This is a genomic window from Parabacteroides chongii, from assembly GCF_029581355.1.
GTDB classification, from domain to species: domain Bacteria; phylum Bacteroidota; class Bacteroidia; order Bacteroidales; family Tannerellaceae; genus Parabacteroides; species Parabacteroides chongii.
On sequence record NZ_CP120849.1, the window covers coordinates 4,286,917 to 4,307,053 of the forward strand.

Below are 20,137 nucleotides of genomic sequence, written 5' to 3' on the forward strand. Positions count from 1 at the left end.
CGTGTCATAAATAGTTTAATGAACCAGCATTTCCGGAGTGATGCGAGTGAATTTCTCAGCATCGGCTTTGCGTAATTTTACGCTGCCGTCGTTCCAGATAGAAGGCCATCCGCCGATGATGTGGCTGAGGAATACTACCTTGATTTCGTGCAAGCCGGCTGCCAGGGCTACAGAGGTGTCGTGACGTGAGAAACGTTTTACTTCACCGCCATTGTTGACCAACAGTTTACCGTCGATCCATACTTCTTCGTTGTCGGAAGAGAGATAATATACGCCGTTTTCCGGAATGTTTACATAACCGGTAGCAACAGCTGCATAGTGCTTAACACCTCTCATCGATTCGCTGCTTTCCACAACGCTTCTGATTTCGCGCAAGTCTTTGATGGTTGATTTCTTCCAATTCTTTACTTCTGCCAGTTTGGATGATTCGAGATACATACCGTCGGTTACCTGCATTTCCAGACCCGGAGTAGTCTTGGCGACTTCCTTAGCCGGAGCCAAAGCCTGTTTTTCTACAGTGATGGTACGTGTCTTGCTCATTTTGTTGGATGGCAATACGGAGCGGATTTTCAATACGCCTGATTCGGTAAATTCGATAGGGGCAGAGTAGACTGTTGATTCCGGAGTCGGTTCTGTTCCGTCGATGGTGTAAACCACCTTGACAGGGCGGCTGGTTGTAAATTCGAGAGAAGCCTTATCGGTAAATGCCACGAAGTTGACAGAACCTTTTGGCTGTTCCGGCTGCGGGATGTGATAGTTGATGTTGTGTTCGTCCAGGCGAACCAGTGCATTGTCCAGTCTGCGTTCGAAATCTTTATAGTCTTTGCGGTTGAGCGGGCTCCATCCGATTTCAGATAAAGCAAGCATACGAGGATACATGCGGTATTCCATCAAATCCGTATTATACATGTACTCAGACCAGTTGTTGCATTGAACACCTTTGATATGCTGAGCTTTGCCTGTTTTTACCAATGTATCGGGAACCGGATTATAATTATATACTTTTTCGATTGTAGCATATCCGCCGATGGTTACCGGTTCGATCTTGGCATCGCCTTGGTATTGGTCGAGATACATACCTGCACTTCCCGGAGTCATGATCACATCATGTCCCATGTTAGCTGCAGCAATACCTCCGGCTTCACCACGCCATGACATGACAGTTGCCGAAGGGGCAAGGCCGCCTTCCAGGATTTCATCCCAGCCGATGATTTTTTTACCATGTTTTTCTGACAGGTATTTTTCCATCCGTTGTACGAAGTAGCTCTGCAGACGTTCTTCTGCACTATGCTCTTTCGTTGCTTTCAGACCTTCCGCCTGGATACGTTTTTGACAAGTCGGGCAGGATTTCCAACTGATTTTCGGACATTCGTCGCCTCCGATATGGAAGTATTCGCTGGGGAACATCGGAGCCAGTTCGTCGATCACGTCTTCCAGGAACTTGAATGGTTCTTCTTTTCCGGCACACATCACGATGTCTTCAACACCCCAGATGATACGCGGAGTACCTTGTTCGCCTTTGCAGGACAATTCGGGATAAGCTGCGATAGCGGCCATTTCATGTCCCGGGAGTTCCAGTTCCGGAATAACGGTGATGAAACGGTCAGCTGCGTATTTCACAACATCCTTGATCTCTTCCTGTGTATAGAAGCCGCTATACTCAGTACCTTCGCCTTCGATACGTTTTGCACCGATCTCAGTCAGCTTCGGATATTTTTTGATTTCGACACGCCAACCCTGGTCGTCAGTCAGATGCCAGTGCATAGTATTGACTTTGAACAAAGACAACACGTCGATCTGTTTCTTTACGTTTTCAACCGGTATGAAATGACGGCAAGGATCCAGCATGAAGCCGCGATAAGCAAAACGCGGTTCATCTTTTACCGTAACACACGGAGTGGTCCATGCGATACCGTTTACGACAGCCGGACTTTCGATCTCTGCAGGTAATAACTGCATGAAAGTCTGCATACCGTAGAATAACCCCTGTGGAGTTTTGGCTTTTACAGTTACGCCGTCAGTGGTGACATCCAGTGTATAGCCTTCGTTATTCACGTCTAACGCATCGTCGAGAACGAGCGAGATTCCGTTGGAAACAGCCTGGTCGCCAACAGTCGTCTTGTAGCCTGTTGCCTGGTTGATCTTCGATGAAAAATACTCGGCAATAACTTTAGCCTCCGGAGTGGAAGCCTGGAATGCCATATTTTTACCGACTTTAAAGACCCCTTCATTCTGGGTCAGACTTACAGGTGTCGGAATAACGTTGATACCCTGGTTGTAAGGCATCTGTTTGGTTGGCCCTTCACTGCATGACGCAAGTATACAAAGTGCTGCGCCGGCACACATTGAAATGAGCTTCTTCATGTTCAAGAATAAGTTTATATATAATATAATGTATAGGAGTGCGAGTGAACGCAACTCCTATACATTGTGTTTTACCATGCGAAGATAGGATATTCTTTCATGATGCTGTTTACTTTTTCGCGAACAGCAGTGATTGTTTTATCACACTCCGGTGCAGAAAGAACTGTGTCGATCAATTCTACAATTTCAGCCATTAACGGCTCCTTGGCACCACGAGTCGTGATAGCTGGAGTACCAACGCGGATACCTGAAGTCTGGAAAGCAGAACGGCTGTCAAACGGAACCATGTTCTTGTTTACAGTGATATCTGCAGCAACCAATGCTTTTTCTGCTACTTTTCCTGTCAGTTCAGGGAACTTTTTACGCAGGTCGATCAGCATGCTGTGGTTGTCGGTACCATCTGAAATAATCTTATATCCTTTGTCGATGAATGCCTTTGCCATTGCAGCAGCGTTGGCTTTTACCTGAGCCTGATAAGTTTTGTATTCCGGCTCCAGTGCTTCACCGAAAGCAACGGCTTTAGCAGCAATCACATGTTCCAGCGGACCTCCCTGGATACCCGGGAATACCGCGGAATCCAATAGTTGAGACATTTTCTTGATCTCGCCTTTGGGAGTTTTCTTTCCCCATGGGTTTTCGAAATCTTTACCCAGAAGAATGATACCGCCACGCGGACCACGCAATGTCTTATGTGTCGTAGAGGTTACGATGTGAGCATATTCCAACGGGTTGTTCAGCAAGCCGGCAGCGATTAAACCGGCCGGGTGAGCCATGTCGATCATCAGCAAAGCGCCTACTTTGTCTGCAATCTCACGCATGCGCTTGTAGTCCCATTCGCGGGAATAAGCAGAACCGCCACCGACGATCAGTTTCGGTTTTTCGCGAAGTGCCACTTCTTCCATCTGGTCGTAGTCGACACGTCCTGTTTCTTCTTTTACGTTATATTCTGTTGCTCTATATAAGATACCTGAACTATTTACTGGAGAACCATGGGAAAGGTGGCCGCCGTGAGCCAGATTTAAGCCGAGGAATGTGTCCCCGGGGTTAAGGACTGCCAGGAATACAGCAGCGTTAGCCTGTGCACCTGAGTGAGGTTGAACGTTAGCCCATTCAGCATTGAAGATTTGTTTCAACCGTTCGATAGCAATGGTCTCGCTTTGGTCTACTACCTCACAACCACCATAATAGCGCTTGCCGGGATAGCCTTCGGCGTATTTGTTGGTCAGACAGCTACCCATGGCTTGCATCACCTGGTCGCTCACAAAGTTTTCAGAAGCAATCAGCTCGATTCCTTTCAATTGGCGCTGATGTTCTTTCTCAATGATGTCGAAAATGATCTTGTCTTGTTTCATTACATGTAAAATTGGTTATTGCAATGAGCTCTCTACTTGCTATTTTAGAGAGAATCGTTGCAAATTTACGATAAATATCTGTATATATAGCTATTTTGTTATCAAAATATAATTATAAGATGGAAATAATGAGCAAGTTATATTCAAAGGAAACAAGGGCTGTTTTACGAGTACGTGACGGGTTGTACGGGTCGACGAAGTGTAATGGTAAAACGAGCTTTTGTTACGGATTCAGATTTATAACTTTTCCTGACCGGCTGCTTTCCCACGCTGCTTCGATCAGGCGTATTACGTTTATTACTCCACGGGCATCACTCAGCAAAGTTTCTCCATTGCGGATGTGCTGGAAAATGTTTTCGTAGAAAGCATCATAATTACCCGGAATACTCGGATATTTCTCCCGTACATCCACACCATTCTTCTCAGTGTGAAGCAGTCCCCAGATTTCAGGATCTTCTTCTCCCCAATAAGGTGCGTCAGGCATCAGTCCGTTTGTTAGGTCGGCTTCCTGTCTGTCGAGACCATATTTGACAAATGAACCCTCTGTCCCGTGCAGCATGAACCGCGGTTCACGTTCACACATCAGATAGCTGGCTTTCAATGTGATCTTCACTTCCGGTACTTTCGATGGTTTGAGCAGGTGAATTATAAAATAATCGTCCACCAGGCCATTGTCGCGTAAAATAGCAATATCGGCAAAAACAGCTTCCGGCATGCCGAACAACTGTACAGCTTGATCTATTACGTGTGCCCCCAGATTGTAAGTTATTCCGCCTCCCGCTTCGCCTGTTTCTTTCCAGGTCCCCTGTTTGATGAAGTTGCGGAAACGGGGGAAAGTCGATTCGAACTCGACCAAGCGTCCCAATAACTTTTTCTCTAATACCTCTTTGACTGTTAGGAAATCGCTGTCCCAGCGTCTGTTCTGGTAGACGCTTAATGTCAGTCCCTTCCGGTCTGCAAGGGCAACCAGCTCGTTAGCCTCTTCTACAGTTTGTGTAAACGGCTTTTCTACGATCACATGTTTGCCGGCTTCGAGTGCGCGACGGGCATATTCATAATGAGAACTGTCGGGTGTGTTGACTACGATCAGCTCTAGATCAGTCATATCGACCAGTTCGTCAAAACTCCGGACAGTACGTGCATCAGGATAACGTTCCCTAGCCAGATTTTTACTGCGTTCTGTGATAGCGGTTAATTCGAAATGGGGATTCGTGCTGATAAACGGTGCATGAAATACCTGTCCTGACATTCCGTAGGCAGCCAATCCCGTTTTTATTTTATCCATAGAATTTCTTATATGTATTGTTAGAATCTTCCTTTTTATGTGTTTGGCTGGATATGATCCCAGTCGGCTCCGTTATTAGCGCCAATGATCCAGTTGAAAGCATAATGGCGCTCCATAACGACTCCTCCGTTGAGTGAGGCAGGAGCTTCTTTCCCGTGAATACGTGCTTCGACGCAAGCCCAGTCGTAACGTAATGTAATATCGGCGGCATCCAGGATCTCTGATTTAGGACGTGCGAATCCTTTGGACAATAAATTGCCGATCCCTTTATGTTGCCAGAAGATGGCAGCAAGGACGGGGACGTCGATGATAGTGGAAGGATAAGACAGATCGTCTACCACACCAGCCGCCCAAAGCAGTACGCCACAACATTCATATCGCCATCCAAACTGTATACATTCTTGCTCTTCCGGTTCCGGGTTATTGATATATGCTGCTTCATGGGGTGTAATATATGATTTTACTCCGTATAATTCATCCATTTTATTAAAATAGGAGCGTGCTGCTTCCCGGTCGGAGTCTTCCGATAACATCACTTCCGAATAAACCGCAACGGCGAATAATGCCGCCGCCCGCTTCACCATTTCTTCGCGGCTTCTCAGTTTAACTTCGCTTTCCAGCGCCTCGCTGTGTAAATGTTCCATATAAGGAATATTTCTTGCTTCAAGGAGTGCTATAGAACGTAAACGTCTTTCCACATCAGCCGGAGCCTCTTCCGGGCGGTTTGCATCCAACAGGTCTGCGTTGCCGATCGGGATAAACTCCGTCAGTTGGCTTTCGCCCTGGATAGAGAACAGTAGTTTCCCCTCTTTCGTATATATCTGCATGCTAGGATAGAGCAGGAAGCCGTTCACATCGTTGGCGACGGCGAAAAGGCAATTGATGATATAGTTCGTCCGGTCTTCGTTATCATCGACTTCGAATATAATACCTGTTATACAGTTGAATACGCGGATTTGACGCAGCACATTTTCTTTCAGTTCGACCAATGGTGTCTGGGCGGAAGCGAAATAGTTGGCCATGCCGGCTGTATGCGATGCGATAAAGTCCGGTTTATCCTGTTGATGGCTGATGTTGAAAGTGATGTTAGAGTCGTCTGCAAGTGTCAGGATGATAGCTCCGTTTTCTGATGTAAGCTCTTTTGTCATCTCTTTGAACCGATCCCGGATAGAGGTTACGATACGGTCTGGATTGCCGATTACTGTGTATAACGTGATGTTTGCTTTTTCCATTATTTTGTTGTTTATATCCGTTTGATAGCCGGATGATGATTCTCTTGTACAAAAATAATAAAATAAAGGTATTTTGTAGTGTTGCTATTGTGTCTTTATTTAAGTTTATCGGGTGGTAGAGATGGGGTGAATTTATTGTTTCATTATAATGAAACACTTTCAAGGTGTAGTTTAACGATTTTAGTTGACTACTTTCTGTCTAATCAATAAAAAGGGTTGACTCGGTTTATAGTTAGTAATAAAAAGGGTTGTCCCTTTTGTTGTTTATTTTTGAAAGAGGTTTACTCTTTAACTATTTGCCGGCAAAAATAATCAAGAGTATATCTATTATCTTGCGTTAGGATTCCTTATATGTTTAAAGTTAATAATTACTTTCTTGATGTATTAAACGCTGGTTTATAGATGTTTATTGTGTTATTCGAAGAATTAGAGTAAAACAGTGATTTGGGTAAAAATATATGTAATATAGGTACAAGTTAAAAGTAGGAATACAGATACCCGGTCGCATTGGATAAAGCCTGTGTGGATATGGTATATAACTCGCCGGACGAAGGACGCAAGCACTTGATCGAACGGATGGAGTCGCGACACGGTATCCATACCCTTGAGCATGCAGAGGCAATAGGTGTCGGTAGCCAGAAATACAATTTGGTCCTGCTGGATGCCTGAGAATACGTGAATAGTTTGTAGCGTTTGAAATAAAATAGCTTTCTTAAATGCTTTGTTCGAAAAAAACATTATATTTGTATTATTACAAACTTAATAGATATGAGTGATGATGAACTATTCGAACTATCTTTACATTGCTATCCGGGCAGCGATAGATGCCGGGAAAGCTATCATGGATATTTATACAGACCCTGCATCTGATTTTGAAATTGAACGTAAAGCTGATAATTCTCCGTTGACAAAAGCAGACAAAGCCGCTCATAAACTGATCGTGAATGTTCTTTCCGTAACCCCGTATCCGATATTGAGCGAGGAAGGAAAAGATATTCCTTATGCCGAACGTTCTTCTTGGGAGACATTCTGGTTGGTCGATCCGTTGGATGGTACCAAGGAATTTATAAAGAAAAACGGTGAGTTTACTGTGAATATTGCTTTGATCCAGAAGGGGGTACCCGTTTTGGGTGTTATTTACGTTCCGGTACGCAAAGAATTATATTTCTCTGCTGATTCGTTGGGCGCATATAAACTGGTTGCGGATTGTGATCATCAGCCCTCTATGGATGAGATCATGCAAAAGGCCAATCGTCTGCCTGTTTCCATGGCACATCAGGGAGTTGTCGTTGTTGCCTCCCGTTCACATCAGAGCTCGGAGACGACGGATTTTATCGAAAATCTGCGGAAACAAGGACAGCCTGTTACGTTGATCAGTAGCGGCAGCAGTCTGAAAATATGCCTGGTAGCGGAAGGAAGTGCGGATATTTATCCCCGTTTCGCTCCGACGATGGAATGGGATACGGCAGCCGGTCATGCTATAGCCAGAGGCGCGGGATGTGATGTATTTCATATAGATGGCCGAACGCCTTTGAAATACAATAAGGAAGATTTGCACAACCCGTGGTTTATAGTTAAAGCCCTTTCTTCCATTTGCTGATTATTTTGGTCAAAAGGACTAAAAATAGAACTTTTAGGTACGAATAACGTTAATTTTCTTATTACATTTGCACCTTATCTGAGAAATTTAGACAGATTAGGTACGTATGAACTACGAAATATTATTTGTATTGCTGGCCCTGGCCGGAATGGTGGCTGCGTTAATATGGGACAGGATGCGACCGGGAATGATACTACTTTCCGTTGTAGTATTATTCCTTGTTGCTGGTATATTGACTCCTAAAGAGATGCTGGAGGGCTTTAGTAATAAAGGAATGATAACGGTTGCCATGCTCTTTTTGGTGAGTGAAGGTGTTCGCCAGAGCGGGGCCTTGGGGCAGCTGATCAAAAAGCTTCTTCCGGAAAGTAAAACAACTGTTCTGAAAGCGCAGGTCCGTATGCTTCCTCCTATAGCATTCGTGTCTGCGTTTCTTAATAATACGCCTGTTGTCGTTATTTTCGCCCCGATCATTAAGCGGTGGGCGGAGTCTGTAAAACTTCCGGCAACAAAATTCCTTATTCCTCTTTCTTATGTAACCATATTGGGAGGTATTTGTACGTTGATCGGAACATCTACCAACCTGGTTGTTCATGGCATGGTGATAGACGCCGGTTATGAGGGCTTTACCATGTTTGAACTGGGAAAAGTCGGAATTTTTATTGCTATAGCCGGTATATTATACCTGTTTGCTTTTTCCAATAAGTTATTACCCGATTCCCGCCAGGATAATCATGTGGATGAAGAAGAGGAAGGCAGCCCGGGTAACCTGCATCGTGTGGAAGCTGTGTTAGGTTCCCGCTTTCCGGGTATTAATAAAACATTGGGAGAATTTAACTTTACCCGCCATTACGGTGCAATTGTGAAAGAGGTAAAAAGTGGGGGAGAACGCTTTACCCACGATCTCGATAAAGTAACCTTGCACGAAGGAGATACATTGGTTTTATGGGCAGACGATACGTTTATACCTACCTGGGGAGAATCGAGTGTCTTCCTGATGCTGGCAAACGGTAGCGAGAATACGGAGCCGGTATCGAAAAAGAAACGCTGGCTGGCTTTAGGCTTGCTGATCTTTATGATCGTCGGCGCGACAATCGGTGAGTTGCCTGCAGTGAAGGAAGCTATTCCGAATATGAGGTTGGATATGTTCTTCTTTGTTTGTATCACCACGATCGTTATGGCCTGGACAAAGATATTCCCACCTAAAAAGTATACGAAATACATCTCGTGGGATATACTGATCACCATTGCCTGCGCTTTTGCCATCAGTAAAGCGATGGAGAATTCCGGCTTTGCATCGTTGGTTGCCAGCTATATTATCAGTATGGCGGATAACTTCGGACCTTATGCTTTACTTGCCATTATCTTTATCATTACGAATATATTCACAGAACTGATCACGAACAATGCGGCAGCTGCTTTGAGTTTTCCGATCGCACTGTCGGTCGCTACCCAGCTGGGAGTCAATCCGACCCCTTTCTTTGTAGTGATCTGTATGGCTGCATCGGCCAGTTTCAGTTCGCCGATCGGTTATCAGACCAATCTGATCGTGCAGGGTATCGGTAGTTATAAGTTCACCGACTTTGTCCGCATCGGATTGCCGTTGAACCTGATCACATTCCTGATATCTGTGTTCGTAATACCAATGATCTGGAAATTCTAATGAATTGACAATGGATAATTGACAATTGACAATTAAGATGGACAATTAACATGGAAGAAAAACAAAATAACATTTATCCGATTTTCGATCGGATGATGGGACGGGAAGATAAGGAAACTTTATTGAAACAACGGAGTGTGATGGTATGGTTTACCGGGCTTAGCGGTTCGGGTAAAAGTACGATTGCCATAGCGTTGGAGCGTGAGTTGCATCAGCGTGGCTTGTTATGCCGTATTTTGGACGGAGATAATATCCGCAGCGGTATCAATAATAATTTAGGATTCTCACCGGCAGACCGTGTCGAGAATATCCGCCGCATTGCAGAGGTAAGCAAACTATTTATCGATACCGGTGTTATAACCATAGCGGCTTTTATCAGTCCGAACAACGAGTTGAGGGAGATGGCTTCGTCTATTATCGGAAAAGAAAATTTCCTGGAAATCTATGTAAACACACCGATCGAAGAATGTGAACGACGCGATGTGAAAGGATTGTATGCAAAAGCCCGTAAGGGAGAGATCAAAGACTTTACAGGCGTTTCAGCCCCGTTCGAAGCTCCGGAGCATCCGGCATTATCGTTGGATACATCGGTGTTGAGCCTGGAAGAGTCCGTCAATAGGTTGTTGGGGTTGATATTACCCAAAGTAAAAATATAAATAATAACAAATATAATTATGTCAGATTACAAATTAAGCCATCTACAGGAGTTGGAAGCAGAATCCATCCATATCATACGGGAGGTTGCTGCTGAATTTGAGAATCCTGTGATGCTTTATTCTATCGGTAAAGATTCGTCGGTGATGGTCCGGTTGGCAGAGAAAGCCTTTGCTCCGGGGAAAGTGCCGTTTCCTTTGATGCATATCGACTCCAAATGGAAGTTCAAGGAGATGGTACAGTTCCGTGATGAATACGCGAAAAAGTTCGGCTGGAACCTGATCGTCGAGTCCAATATGGAGGCCTTTCACGCTGGTGTCGGGCCTTTTACGCATGGAAGTAAAGTGCATACCGACTTGATGAAGACACAGGCTTTATTACATGCCCTCGACAAATACAAGTTCGATGCCGCTTTCGGTGGTGCCCGTCGTGACGAAGAAAAGAGCCGTGCGAAAGAACGTATCTACTCTTTCCGTGACAAGTTCCACCAGTGGGACCCTAAGAATCAGCGTCCGGAGTTGTGGGATATCTACAACGCCCGCGTACATAAAGGGGAAAGTATCCGCGTATTCCCGCTTTCCAACTGGACCGAACTGGATATCTGGCAATATATCCGTCTCGAAAATATTCCGATCGTTCCGTTGTATTATGCAAAAGAACGTCCTATCGTCGAGCTTGACGGCAATCTGATTATGGCTGACGACGACCGTCTGCCGGAACAGTATCGCGATCAGATCAAGATGCGTATGGTACGTTTCCGTACATTGGGCTGCTGGCCGCTGACAGGTGCTGTGGATAGCGAAGCCGATACGATTGAGAAGATCGTGGAAGAGATGATGACAACCACTAAGAGCGAACGCACGACCCGTGTGATCGACTTCGACCAGGATGCCAGCATGGAACAAAAGAAAAGAGAAGGATATTTTTAATTTGAAATTATGGCAACATTAAATATAAAAGAATTCCTGGACAGGGACGAGCAGAAGGATTTGCTTCGTTTCCTGACGGCAGGTTCGGTAGACGACGGTAAATCGACTTTGATCGGACGTCTGCTGTTTGACAGTAAAAAGTTGTACGAAGATCAGCTGGATGCACTTGAACGTGACAGCAAACGTATGGGAAATGCCGGCGATCATATCGATTATGCTTTATTGCTGGATGGTCTGAAAGCGGAACGCGAACAGGGTATCACGATCGATGTGGCTTACCGTTATTTCAGTACAAACAACCGTAAGTTTATCATTGCCGATACTCCGGGACATGAACAATATACCCGCAACATGATCACCGGCGGTTCGACTGCCAACCTGGCTATTATCCTGGTGGATGCCCGTACCGGTGTGATCACACAGACACGTCGCCATACATACCTGGTGTCGCTGTTGGGTATCAAGCATGTCGTGCTGGCAGTAAACAAAATGGACCTGGTTGATTTCGACAAACAGATATTCGATAAGATCGTATCCGATTATAAAGAATTTGTCTCTTCACTGAATATTCCAGATATCACTTATATCCCGCTTTCCGCTTTGGACGGTGATAATGTCGTGGACAAGAGCGACCGTACCCCGTGGTACGATGGTCCTTCCTTGCTGGATTTCCTGGAAACAGTGCCTATCGACCAGGATCGCAACTTTGAGGATTTCCGTTATCCGGTGCAGTACGTATTGCGCCCGAACTTGGACTTCCGTGGCTTCTGTGGTAAAGTATCCAGCGGCATCATCCGTAAAGGTGATACGGTAATGGCTTTGCCTTCACGCAAGACCTCCAAAGTAAAAAGCATTGTGACATATGACGGAGAACTGGATTATGCATTCCCGCCCCAGTGCGTGACCATTACCCTGGAAGACGAGATAGACGTGTCCCGCGGCGAGATGCTGGTACATCCGGACAATCTGCCGATGGAAGACCGTAACTTCGAAGCCATGCTCGTATGGATGGATGAAGAAGCGATGGATATGTCCAAACAGTTTTATATCAAACATACGACAAACCTGACGCGTGCGCGTGTAGACAGTATCCGTTATAAGGTAAATGTCAATACGATGGAGCAGTTATCAATTGATAATGGACAATTGACAATTGACAATTTGCCGATGAAACTGAATGAGATTGCCCGCGTTGTATTCACTACCGGAAAACCCTTGTTCTTCGACCCTTACCAAAAGAATAAACAGACAGGTGCATTCATCCTGATCGACCCGATCACCAATAACACGTCGGCTGTCGGAATGATCATCGACCGGGTGGATGCGAAAGATATGGTAACGGAAGATGCACTGGCAGTGCTGAACCTGCCTGAACTCGGAATAGGTGAAGAGCATTACGGTGCGATTCGTACGATATGTAAAGAATTGGAGCGCCAGGGTGTTCCTGTGAAATGTATAACTGAAAAGAAATAATGTATGGGGTTGCTGGAATTTGATAAATTGCCAATCAATACGCTGGTTGGTGCGGACTGGAAAACGTTCAAGGCTGTGACAGCCGATAAAACGATCGACAAAGGTTTTCGCAACAAGTATTATCTGACAAAATCGGTATGCCGTCTGCTTAGTTTACTGCAACCTTTTGAAGATGCCCGTTATCGTAAGATCGCGGACAAGCCGCTGGAAATGGACCCGGTATTCATCCTGGGCCATTGGCGTAGCGGTACGACATTTGTACACAACGTATTTTCGTGTGACAAGCATTTCGGCTACAATACCACCTATCAGACGGTATTTCCAAATCTGATGCTTTGGGGGCAACCTTTCTTCAAGAAGAATATGTCATTCTTGATGCCCGACAAACGCCCGACCGACAATATGGAGTTGAAGGTCGACCTTCCGCAGGAAGAGGAGTTTGCTCTGGCGAATATGATGCCGTATACGTATTATAATTTTTGGTTTTTCCCAAAGCATATGCTGGAGTATTGCGACCGCTACCTCTTGTTTGACAATGCTACGGAAGAAGAATTGAAAATATTCAAGGAAACATTCCTGAAACTTGTCAAGATCTCGCTTTGGAATACGCACGGTTCACAGTTCCTGAGTAAGAACCCGCCGCATACCGGACGTGTAAAGACGTTGCTGGAGATGTTTCCGAATGCCAAATTTATTTATTTGAAGCGCAATCCTTATACCGTATTTGAAAGTACACGCAGTTTCTTTACAAATACGATACAGCCGCTTCGTTTGCAGGATATCACTAATGAACAGATTGAAAGCAATCTTATCGAAGTATACCGCCGCTTGTTCTACAAATTTGAAGAACAGAAAGGGCTGATCCCTGAAGGTAACCTGGTAGAAGTCAAATTCGAGGATTTCGAACAGGATGCTTATGCCATGACCGAAGATATTTACCGTAAATTAAACCTGCCGGGTTTTGAAGCGTCTAAGGACGAAATCGGAAAATATCTGGGTAAGAAGAAGGGATATAAGAAGAACCAGTACAAATACGACGACCGTACGGTGAAGATCGTGGAAGAGAACTGGGGAATGGCTCTGAAAGAGTGGGGGTATTCATTATAATTGTCAATTGATAATTAACAATTGACAATTAAAAAGAAGGTAACGGTATGAGTCCTATAAAGAATATATTATTATTTTTGTTTGCGGGCAGTCAGCTATCCACGATGGCCGGACAAGAAAAGGTAGTCCCTTTTGCGTTTGGCGATATGGATCAATGGGTTGTCCGTGAGATCCAGGAATCCGGGATCATCGGAGGTAACAAAAAACACCTTTACGAACTGGGACCGACAGATACGATCGTCGGTAATATCGCTTATCATAACAAGGGAGGCTCACCTTGGGCAAACTCCAATGTGATGGCGAAAGTAGCCGGAGTTGTAAAGACGAACACTTCTGTTTTCCCTGAAAAGAGGGACGACGGCTGGTGTGCTCGTTTGGAGACACGTATGGAAAGTGTGAAAGTGTTCGGCCTGGTCGATATCGAAGTCGTTGCAGCCGGTTCTGTTTTTCTTGGTACGGTGCATGAGCCGATCAAAGGGACAAAGAATCCGCAGAGCATGTTGAACAGCGGCGTTCCTTTTACGAAAAAGCCGAAAGCGATCCGTTTTGACTACAAGGTCAAGTCGGCACCGGAAAAGGATCGTATCCGTAGTACGGGATTCAGCCGTAAGTCGAAAGTGGCAGGGCAGGATTCTATTGCAGCCATTCTGTTTTTGCAGAAACGCTGGGAAGATAAGGAAGGAAATGTATATGCCAAACGTGTCGGAACCATGGTGCAGCGTTATATCTCATCGACAGACGGCTGGGTGAACGATGCCACTTATCCGATCATGTATGGAAATATCTCTTCCCATCCTGATTTCGAACCGTACATGCGCATACAGGTTGAAGAACGTTATACGATGAACAGCCAGGGGAAAAGTGTCCCGATTCAGGAGATCGGCTGGGCGGAAGAAGATGAAGAACCTACTCATATGGTTCTGCAGTTCACTTCCAGCCACGGTGGTGCCTATATCGGTTCTCCGGGTAATACGTTTTGGATTGATAATGTAAAACTAATATATTAACAAATTGACAATTGATAATGGACAATTGACAATTATTTGTCAGTACTTCCATTGTCAATTGTCAATTATCAATTGTCAATTGAAATGATTGAGGCAAAGATTAAAGCACTTCGTGATGAGCTGGAGCAACATAATTACAATTATTATGTACTTTCCGCACCGACTATATCAGACCGTGAGTTTGATGAGAAGATGAAAGAATTACAGGCATTGGAGGAAGCCCATCCTGAATTTGCCGATCCGCATTCACCTACGCAACGGGTAGGAAGCGACTTGTCGAAAGAATTCGAGCAGGTCGTACACCAATATCCGATGCTTTCTTTGGGGAACACCTATTCTGAAGAAGAGATACGTGATTTCTATGAGCGGACAGAACGTGCTTTGAACGAGCCTTTTGAGATTGTTGCCGAACTGAAATATGACGGTACTTCCATCTCTCTGATCTATGAAGACGGACGCCTGGTTCGTGCCGTTACCCGTGGCGACGGAACCCGGGGGGATGATGTGACGGCAAATGTAAAGACGATCCGTTCGGTCCCTTTGAAGTTACGCGGGGAAAATTATCCGGCTAACTTTGAACTCCGCGGAGAGATATTACTTCCGTGGGCGGAGTTCGACCGCCTGAATAAGGAGCGTGAAGAACAGGAAGAACCACTCTTCGCCAACCCGCGTAATGCCGCTTCCGGTACATTGAAACAGCAGAATCCGGCTATCGTGGCTTCACGTAAGCTGGATGCCTATTTCTATTATTTGCTGGGTGAGAACCTCCCTGCCGACGGGCATTATGAGAACTTGCAGATTGCCCGTACCTGGGGATTCAAAATACCGGATGTGATCCGTAAATGTAACAGCTTGCAGGATATCTTCGACTATATCGCTTATTGGGATGTGGAACGGAAGAACCTGCCGGTAGCAACGGACGGTATCGTACTGAAAGTAAACTCACTTCGCCAGCAGAAGAACCTGGGCTTCACAGCTAAGAGTCCGCGCTGGGCGATCGCTTATAAATTCCAGGCGGAGCGGGCGGTAACCCGTCTGAATTTTGTCTCTTTCCAGGTAGGACGAACAGGGGCGGTTACGCCGGTTGCCAATCTGGAGCCTGTATTGCTTGCCGGAACGACCGTGAAACGAGCTTCTTTGCATAATGCGGATATCATAGAAGGACTGGATTTGCATCTGGGCGATAATGTATATGTGGAAAAAGGAGGGGAGATCATCCCGAAGATCGTGGGGGTCGATGTCGATTCCCGTTCGATGTTACTGGGTGCGAAGGTCACTTTCATCAAGACTTGTCCGGAATGCGGTACGCTTTTGTATCGCCCCGAAGGGGAAGCGGCGCACTACTGTCCGAACGAATCCGGCTGTCCTCCACAGATAAAAGGGCGTATCGAACATTTCGTTACTCGTCGGGCGATGAATATAAATATGGGCCCCGAGACAGTAGAGGACTTGTTTGAAGCAGGTCTGGTCAGGAATGTTGCAGACTTGTATACACTGAAGACGGAAGACCTGTTGAGCCTGGAACGTTGGGCGGAGAAGAGTGCCCGTAATTTGATGGCAAGCCTGGAAGAATCCAAACAGGTTCCTTTTGAACGTGTATTGTTCGGATTGGGCATTCGTTATGTCGGTGAGACGGTGGCTAAACGTCTGGCTTCGGCTTTTCATTCGATGGAGCAATTGAAGGATGCTTCGTTGGAGGCACTGACGGAGGTGGACGAGATCGGTGAACGTATCGCACGCAGTGTGGTCGATTATTTTGCCGATGAAGACAATCGTATATTGGTTGCCCGCCTGCAAGTGGCCGGATTACAGATGGCTGTGGCGGAAGAAGTCTTGGCGAACCGTTCTGACAAATTGAAGGGACTGACGATCGTGATCAGTGGAACCTTCTCTCAGCATTCGCGCGACGAATATAAAGCTATGATCGAACAGCATGGCGGAAAGAACAGTGGTTCTGTTTCCGGTAAAACGGATTATATCCTTGCCGGGGATAATATGGGGCCGGCGAAACTGGAAAAGGCAGCTAAGCTGGGAGTAAAGATTATCAACGAGGATGAATTCTTAAATATGTTGGCAGAATGAGATTGACGAACCATTTTATCCGTAAAAAAGTAAAGGAACTGGCTGGACAGGCCGGGAAGCGTCAGAGTCATTTCTGCACTTTGAAGGATGCCCGCCATATTCTGGTTTTGTTCGATGCCGGGGATAGCAGCGTCGTCGAGCCTTGTCTTGAAACATTGCGTATGATGCATAAGAATATCAATGTTTGTACGTATGTATCCGGCGATACGGTTCCTGAAGTGAATCCGTCCTACATGGTTGTACACGCTAAGACGGATTTGGATATGTGGTATATACCCCAGGATGCTATACTGAAAAAGTTCTGTGCCTGTGACGCCGATATACTTATCGACCTTACACGTGGAGGTAATTATGTCATGCAATACTTATTGCTGAAGCATCCCGGTACTTTTAAAGTCGGGGCAAGGAGTAGTGAGCTCGATTTGTACGATCTCACTATTTCTGTGACAGAAAACGCTGATATAAAGCATATATTCGGACATATCTTATTTTATTTGCAAACAATCCGCTCCAAATGATATAATTTCGTTATTTTTGCAGTGCCAATTGATAATTGACAATGAACAATGGACAATTGACAATGAAGATATGTCCTTTCTTTCCAATTATCAATTGTCAATTATCAATTGTCAATTAAAAATTATGGCAGACATAAATTTGAAAGGAATGGGTGTGGCTTTGATCACTCCCTTTAAAGAAGACGAAAGTGTGGATTATGATGCGTTAGGCAAACTGGTTGATTACCAGTTGCAGAACGGAACAGATTATTTGGTAGTATTAGGAACTACCGCAGAAACTCCAACCCTCACTGAAGAAGAAAAAAAGAAAATTGTCGATCTTATTGTGACGAAGGTAAATGGACGTATCCCCATTGTTTTAGGCGTGGGCGGAAACTGTACCCGTACGATCGTTGATAAATTAAAGAACGATAACTTCGATGGTATCGACGCGATTTTGTCTGTCGTGCCTTATTATAATAAACCTTCACAGGAAGGTATCTACCAGCATTATAAGGCGATTGCCGAAGCAACCAAACTTCCGATCGTATTATATAACGTACCGGGAAGAACGGGCGTCAATATGAGTGCTGCAACAACACTTCGTATTGCACGTGAATTCAAGAATGTAGTTGCGGTGAAAGAAGCTTCCGGAAATATCACGCAGATGGACGATATCATCAAGAATAAGCCTGCAAACTTTAATGTTATTTCAGGTGACGATGGCATCACCTTCCCGTTGATCACATTGGGGGCTATCGGTGTTATTTCTGTTATCGGTAATGCTTTCCCACGTGAATTCAGCCGTATGGTACGTCTGGCTTTGGCTGGCGATTACGACAATGCCCGTAAAATTCATCATGGTTTCACCGAATTGTTCGAGCTGTTGTTTGTGGATGGTAATCCGGCAGGAGCGAAGAGTATGTTGAATGCCATGGGATTCATTGAAAACAAATTGCGTTTGCCATTGGTGCCGACACGTATCACGACTTTCGAGAAGATCCGTGATGTGTTGCGCCAGTTGAGCATCAAATGCTGATCATTTAAATAACGAAAAGCGGTGACATCGATACTGAATCCGGTGTCACCGCTTTTCGTTATACCATCTGGAGGTAATATTAATTTTCTTCTGCAGGCTGATACAAATATCGTTTGATACTGCGTTTGGGTGTCTTTTCAAATTCTTCCTGATACAGTTTAAAGCAGGAGACCTTGCTGTAGGAAGGCATTTCTGCATTCAGCAGGTCGACGTTTTGCTGCATCAGTTTTTCTATTTCAGAATGCTGGATACCTGCCTTGTCGACCTGCTCCCAGTCCGGATAGATCAGGGCTACCAGTTTACCTCCCTGGGAGATGATCAGTGACTCGGCAACATACAACATATTATTCAAGCGGTCTTCAATCTCTTCCGGGTAAATGTTCTGTCCGTTCGGACCGAGTATCATCGTCTTGCTACGTCCGCGAATATATAGGAAGCCATCGGAGTCAATCGTTCCGAGATCGCCTGTCCGCATCCATCCGTCGCGCATCATAACCGCTTTGGTCGCTTCCGGATTCTTATAATATCCCAACATGACATTCATGCCTCGGACAAGGATCTCGCCGACTTCTTTAGCAGGGTCGGCAGAATCGATACGTACTTCCATCCGGTCGACGATCCGTCCGACGGAACCTTTCTTGAAAGTATCCCATTGCTCGTAAGCAACCAACGGACCGCATTCCGTCATTCCATACCCTACGGTATAACGGAATTTGATCGAACGCAGGAACTCTTCCACCTCTTTATTCAATGCAGCTCCGCCGATAACCACTTCACCGAATTTACCCCCGAAGGAATCGTTCAGCTTCTTGGCAATCGTGTCGAGTACTTTCTGGTCGAGATATGGAACTTTCAGCAATAACTTGATTAGAGGCTTTTCCAGTTCCGGGAATATCTTGTTCTTGACGATTTTCTCAATGATAAGCGGTACGGCAAGTATCAATGCCGGTTTCACACGGGCGAAAGCCTCGGCAATGATCTTCGGGCTGGGCGTACGTGTCAGGAAGTGCACATGGCAACCTTTGTTTACGCAGTTCAGTATCTCGAAAGCCAGGCCGTACATATGCGCCATCGGCAGCATGCAGACCACACTGTCTCCCGGATGGATAAACGGCAGGTTGTCATACGCAAACTGTGTATTGCTCCACAAACTACGGAAAGGGATCATAACCCCTTTGGAGAAGCTGGTGGTCCCGGAGGTATAATTCAATACAGCCAGTTCTTCCGGTTGTTCTGTATGATATTTCACATCAGCAGAAGTAAACGAACGGGGATATTTCTTTCCGAAATATTCATTGATCCTGTCGCGTACCACGCGTACATCCTTGTTCTTACTTTTGATGATGGAGAAATTATCCAGCATCATGAACAGTTTCACATCGGGCATCATCTGTTCGTTCATATTCTCCCAGTTATTTGCTCCTGCCAGGACGGCTTTGGCTCCCGAGTGATTGACGATATGATGGATGTTGTCCGGTTTGAATTCGTGCAGGATCGGGACGGCTACGGCTCCATACGCCAGGATGCCGAAGAAGCAGATCGCCCAGTTGGACGAGTTACGCCCCACCAAAGCCACTTTGTCTCCCTTCTTGATCCCTGCATGTTCGAGTATTATATGAAATTTTTCTATACGGCGGGCCACATCTTTATAATGGTACGTGTGTCCATTATAATCAGAGAAAGCGGGAAGGTCCCAATGTTCCTTGATGCTGTTCTCGATAAGTCCTAAGAAACGATTTTCCATGAAAATATGTTTATTGAATAACCATGAAAACAAATTGATTGTTGCAAATATAGTAAAAATACACATGCAATAATTTTGTTTATTCTTTAAAAGTATTTATGTTTGCGAGACA

15 protein-coding genes and 1 pseudogene are annotated in these 20,137 nt (G+C 45.3%); 11 read left to right on the plus strand and 5 right to left on the minus strand.

Translation table 11 applies throughout. From position 1 onward, the window contains the following. Positions 1 to 15: 15 nt before the first annotated feature. From P3L47_RS16050 to P3L47_RS16065, 4 genes are all read right to left on the minus strand, one after another. Positions 16 to 2,364, minus strand: coding sequence for a family 20 glycosylhydrolase (locus P3L47_RS16050; RefSeq protein ID WP_277781460.1), 2,349 nt, complete (start codon positions 2,362 to 2,364; stop codon positions 16 to 18). A 71-nt stretch (positions 2,365 to 2,435) separates the two neighbouring features. Beyond that, positions 2,436 to 3,716 carry a serine hydroxymethyltransferase gene (gene glyA, locus P3L47_RS16055; RefSeq protein ID WP_277781461.1) on the minus strand — a complete coding sequence of 427 codons (1,281 nt, stop codon included), beginning with the start codon at positions 3,714 to 3,716 and terminating at the stop codon, positions 2,436 to 2,438. Positions 3,717 to 3,939: 223 nt separating this feature from the next. Further along, on the minus strand, positions 3,940 to 5,001 hold the full coding sequence (locus tag P3L47_RS16060) for a Gfo/Idh/MocA family oxidoreductase (protein WP_277781462.1): 1,062 nt from the start codon (positions 4,999 to 5,001) through the stop codon (positions 3,940 to 3,942). 35 nt (positions 5,002 to 5,036) lie between these two features. After that, positions 5,037 to 6,233 carry a DUF4272 domain-containing protein gene (locus tag P3L47_RS16065; RefSeq protein ID WP_277781463.1) on the minus strand — a complete coding sequence of 399 codons (1,197 nt, stop codon included), beginning with the start codon at positions 6,231 to 6,233 and terminating at the stop codon, positions 5,037 to 5,039. A gap of 498 nt (positions 6,234 to 6,731) precedes the next feature. On the opposite strand from P3L47_RS16065, the pseudogene P3L47_RS16070 reads away from it, so the two are divergent. From P3L47_RS16070 to dapA, 11 genes and pseudogenes are all read left to right on the plus strand, one after another. Further along, positions 6,732 to 6,902, plus strand: a pseudogene (locus P3L47_RS16070) (DUF362 domain-containing protein); the annotation flags it as partial. 106 nt (positions 6,903 to 7,008) lie between these two features. Then, positions 7,009 to 7,833, plus strand: a complete 825-nt coding sequence (cysQ, locus tag P3L47_RS16075) for a 3'(2'),5'-bisphosphate nucleotidase CysQ (RefSeq protein ID WP_122359834.1) — start codon at positions 7,009 to 7,011, stop codon at positions 7,831 to 7,833. Between the two features lie 106 nt (positions 7,834 to 7,939). Then, positions 7,940 to 9,493, plus strand: a complete 1,554-nt coding sequence (locus P3L47_RS16080; RefSeq protein ID WP_277781464.1) for an SLC13 family permease — start codon at positions 7,940 to 7,942, stop codon at positions 9,491 to 9,493. A gap of 50 nt (positions 9,494 to 9,543) precedes the next feature. Further along, positions 9,544 to 10,149, plus strand: a complete 606-nt coding sequence (gene cysC / locus P3L47_RS16085; RefSeq protein WP_122359836.1) for an adenylyl-sulfate kinase — start codon at positions 9,544 to 9,546, stop codon at positions 10,147 to 10,149. Between the two features lie 15 nt (positions 10,150 to 10,164). Then, the gene (gene cysD, locus P3L47_RS16090; RefSeq protein WP_199715384.1) at positions 10,165 to 11,076 is read left to right on the plus strand and encodes a sulfate adenylyltransferase subunit CysD; all 912 of its coding nucleotides are present in this window, start codon (positions 10,165 to 10,167) and stop codon (positions 11,074 to 11,076) included. 9 nt (positions 11,077 to 11,085) lie between these two features. Next, positions 11,086 to 12,549 carry a sulfate adenylyltransferase subunit CysN gene (gene cysN / locus P3L47_RS16095; protein ID WP_122359837.1) on the plus strand — a complete coding sequence of 488 codons (1,464 nt, stop codon included), beginning with the start codon at positions 11,086 to 11,088 and terminating at the stop codon, positions 12,547 to 12,549. A gap of 3 nt (positions 12,550 to 12,552) precedes the next feature. Beyond that, complete coding sequence (locus tag P3L47_RS16100; protein WP_122359838.1) at positions 12,553 to 13,656, plus strand: cholesterol-responsive sulfotransferase; 1,104 nt, start codon at positions 12,553 to 12,555, stop codon at positions 13,654 to 13,656. Positions 13,657 to 13,703: 47 nt separating this feature from the next. After that, positions 13,704 to 14,663: a PCMD domain-containing protein gene (locus tag P3L47_RS16105; RefSeq protein WP_427910518.1), complete on the plus strand. Its 960-nt coding sequence runs from the start codon at positions 13,704 to 13,706 to the stop codon at positions 14,661 to 14,663. A gap of 84 nt (positions 14,664 to 14,747) precedes the next feature. Beyond that, positions 14,748 to 16,745 (plus strand): NAD-dependent DNA ligase LigA, encoded by a 1,998-nt coding sequence (ligA, locus tag P3L47_RS16110; protein ID WP_277781465.1) that lies wholly within the window; start codon positions 14,748 to 14,750, stop codon positions 16,743 to 16,745. Further along, positions 16,742 to 17,263: a DUF6913 domain-containing protein gene (locus tag P3L47_RS16115; protein WP_122359841.1), complete on the plus strand. Its 522-nt coding sequence runs from the start codon at positions 16,742 to 16,744 to the stop codon at positions 17,261 to 17,263. Before ligA ends, P3L47_RS16115 begins: the two co-directional genes overlap by 4 nt. A 124-nt stretch (positions 17,264 to 17,387) precedes the next feature. After that, complete coding sequence (dapA, locus tag P3L47_RS16120; protein ID WP_277781466.1) at positions 17,388 to 18,281, plus strand: 4-hydroxy-tetrahydrodipicolinate synthase; 894 nt, start codon at positions 17,388 to 17,390, stop codon at positions 18,279 to 18,281. Between the two features lie 79 nt (positions 18,282 to 18,360). On the opposite strand, the gene P3L47_RS16125 is transcribed toward dapA, so the two are convergent. Continuing rightward, positions 18,361 to 20,025, minus strand: a complete 1,665-nt coding sequence (locus P3L47_RS16125; protein WP_277781467.1) for an AMP-binding protein — start codon at positions 20,023 to 20,025, stop codon at positions 18,361 to 18,363. Positions 20,026 to 20,137 lie beyond the last annotated feature (112 nt).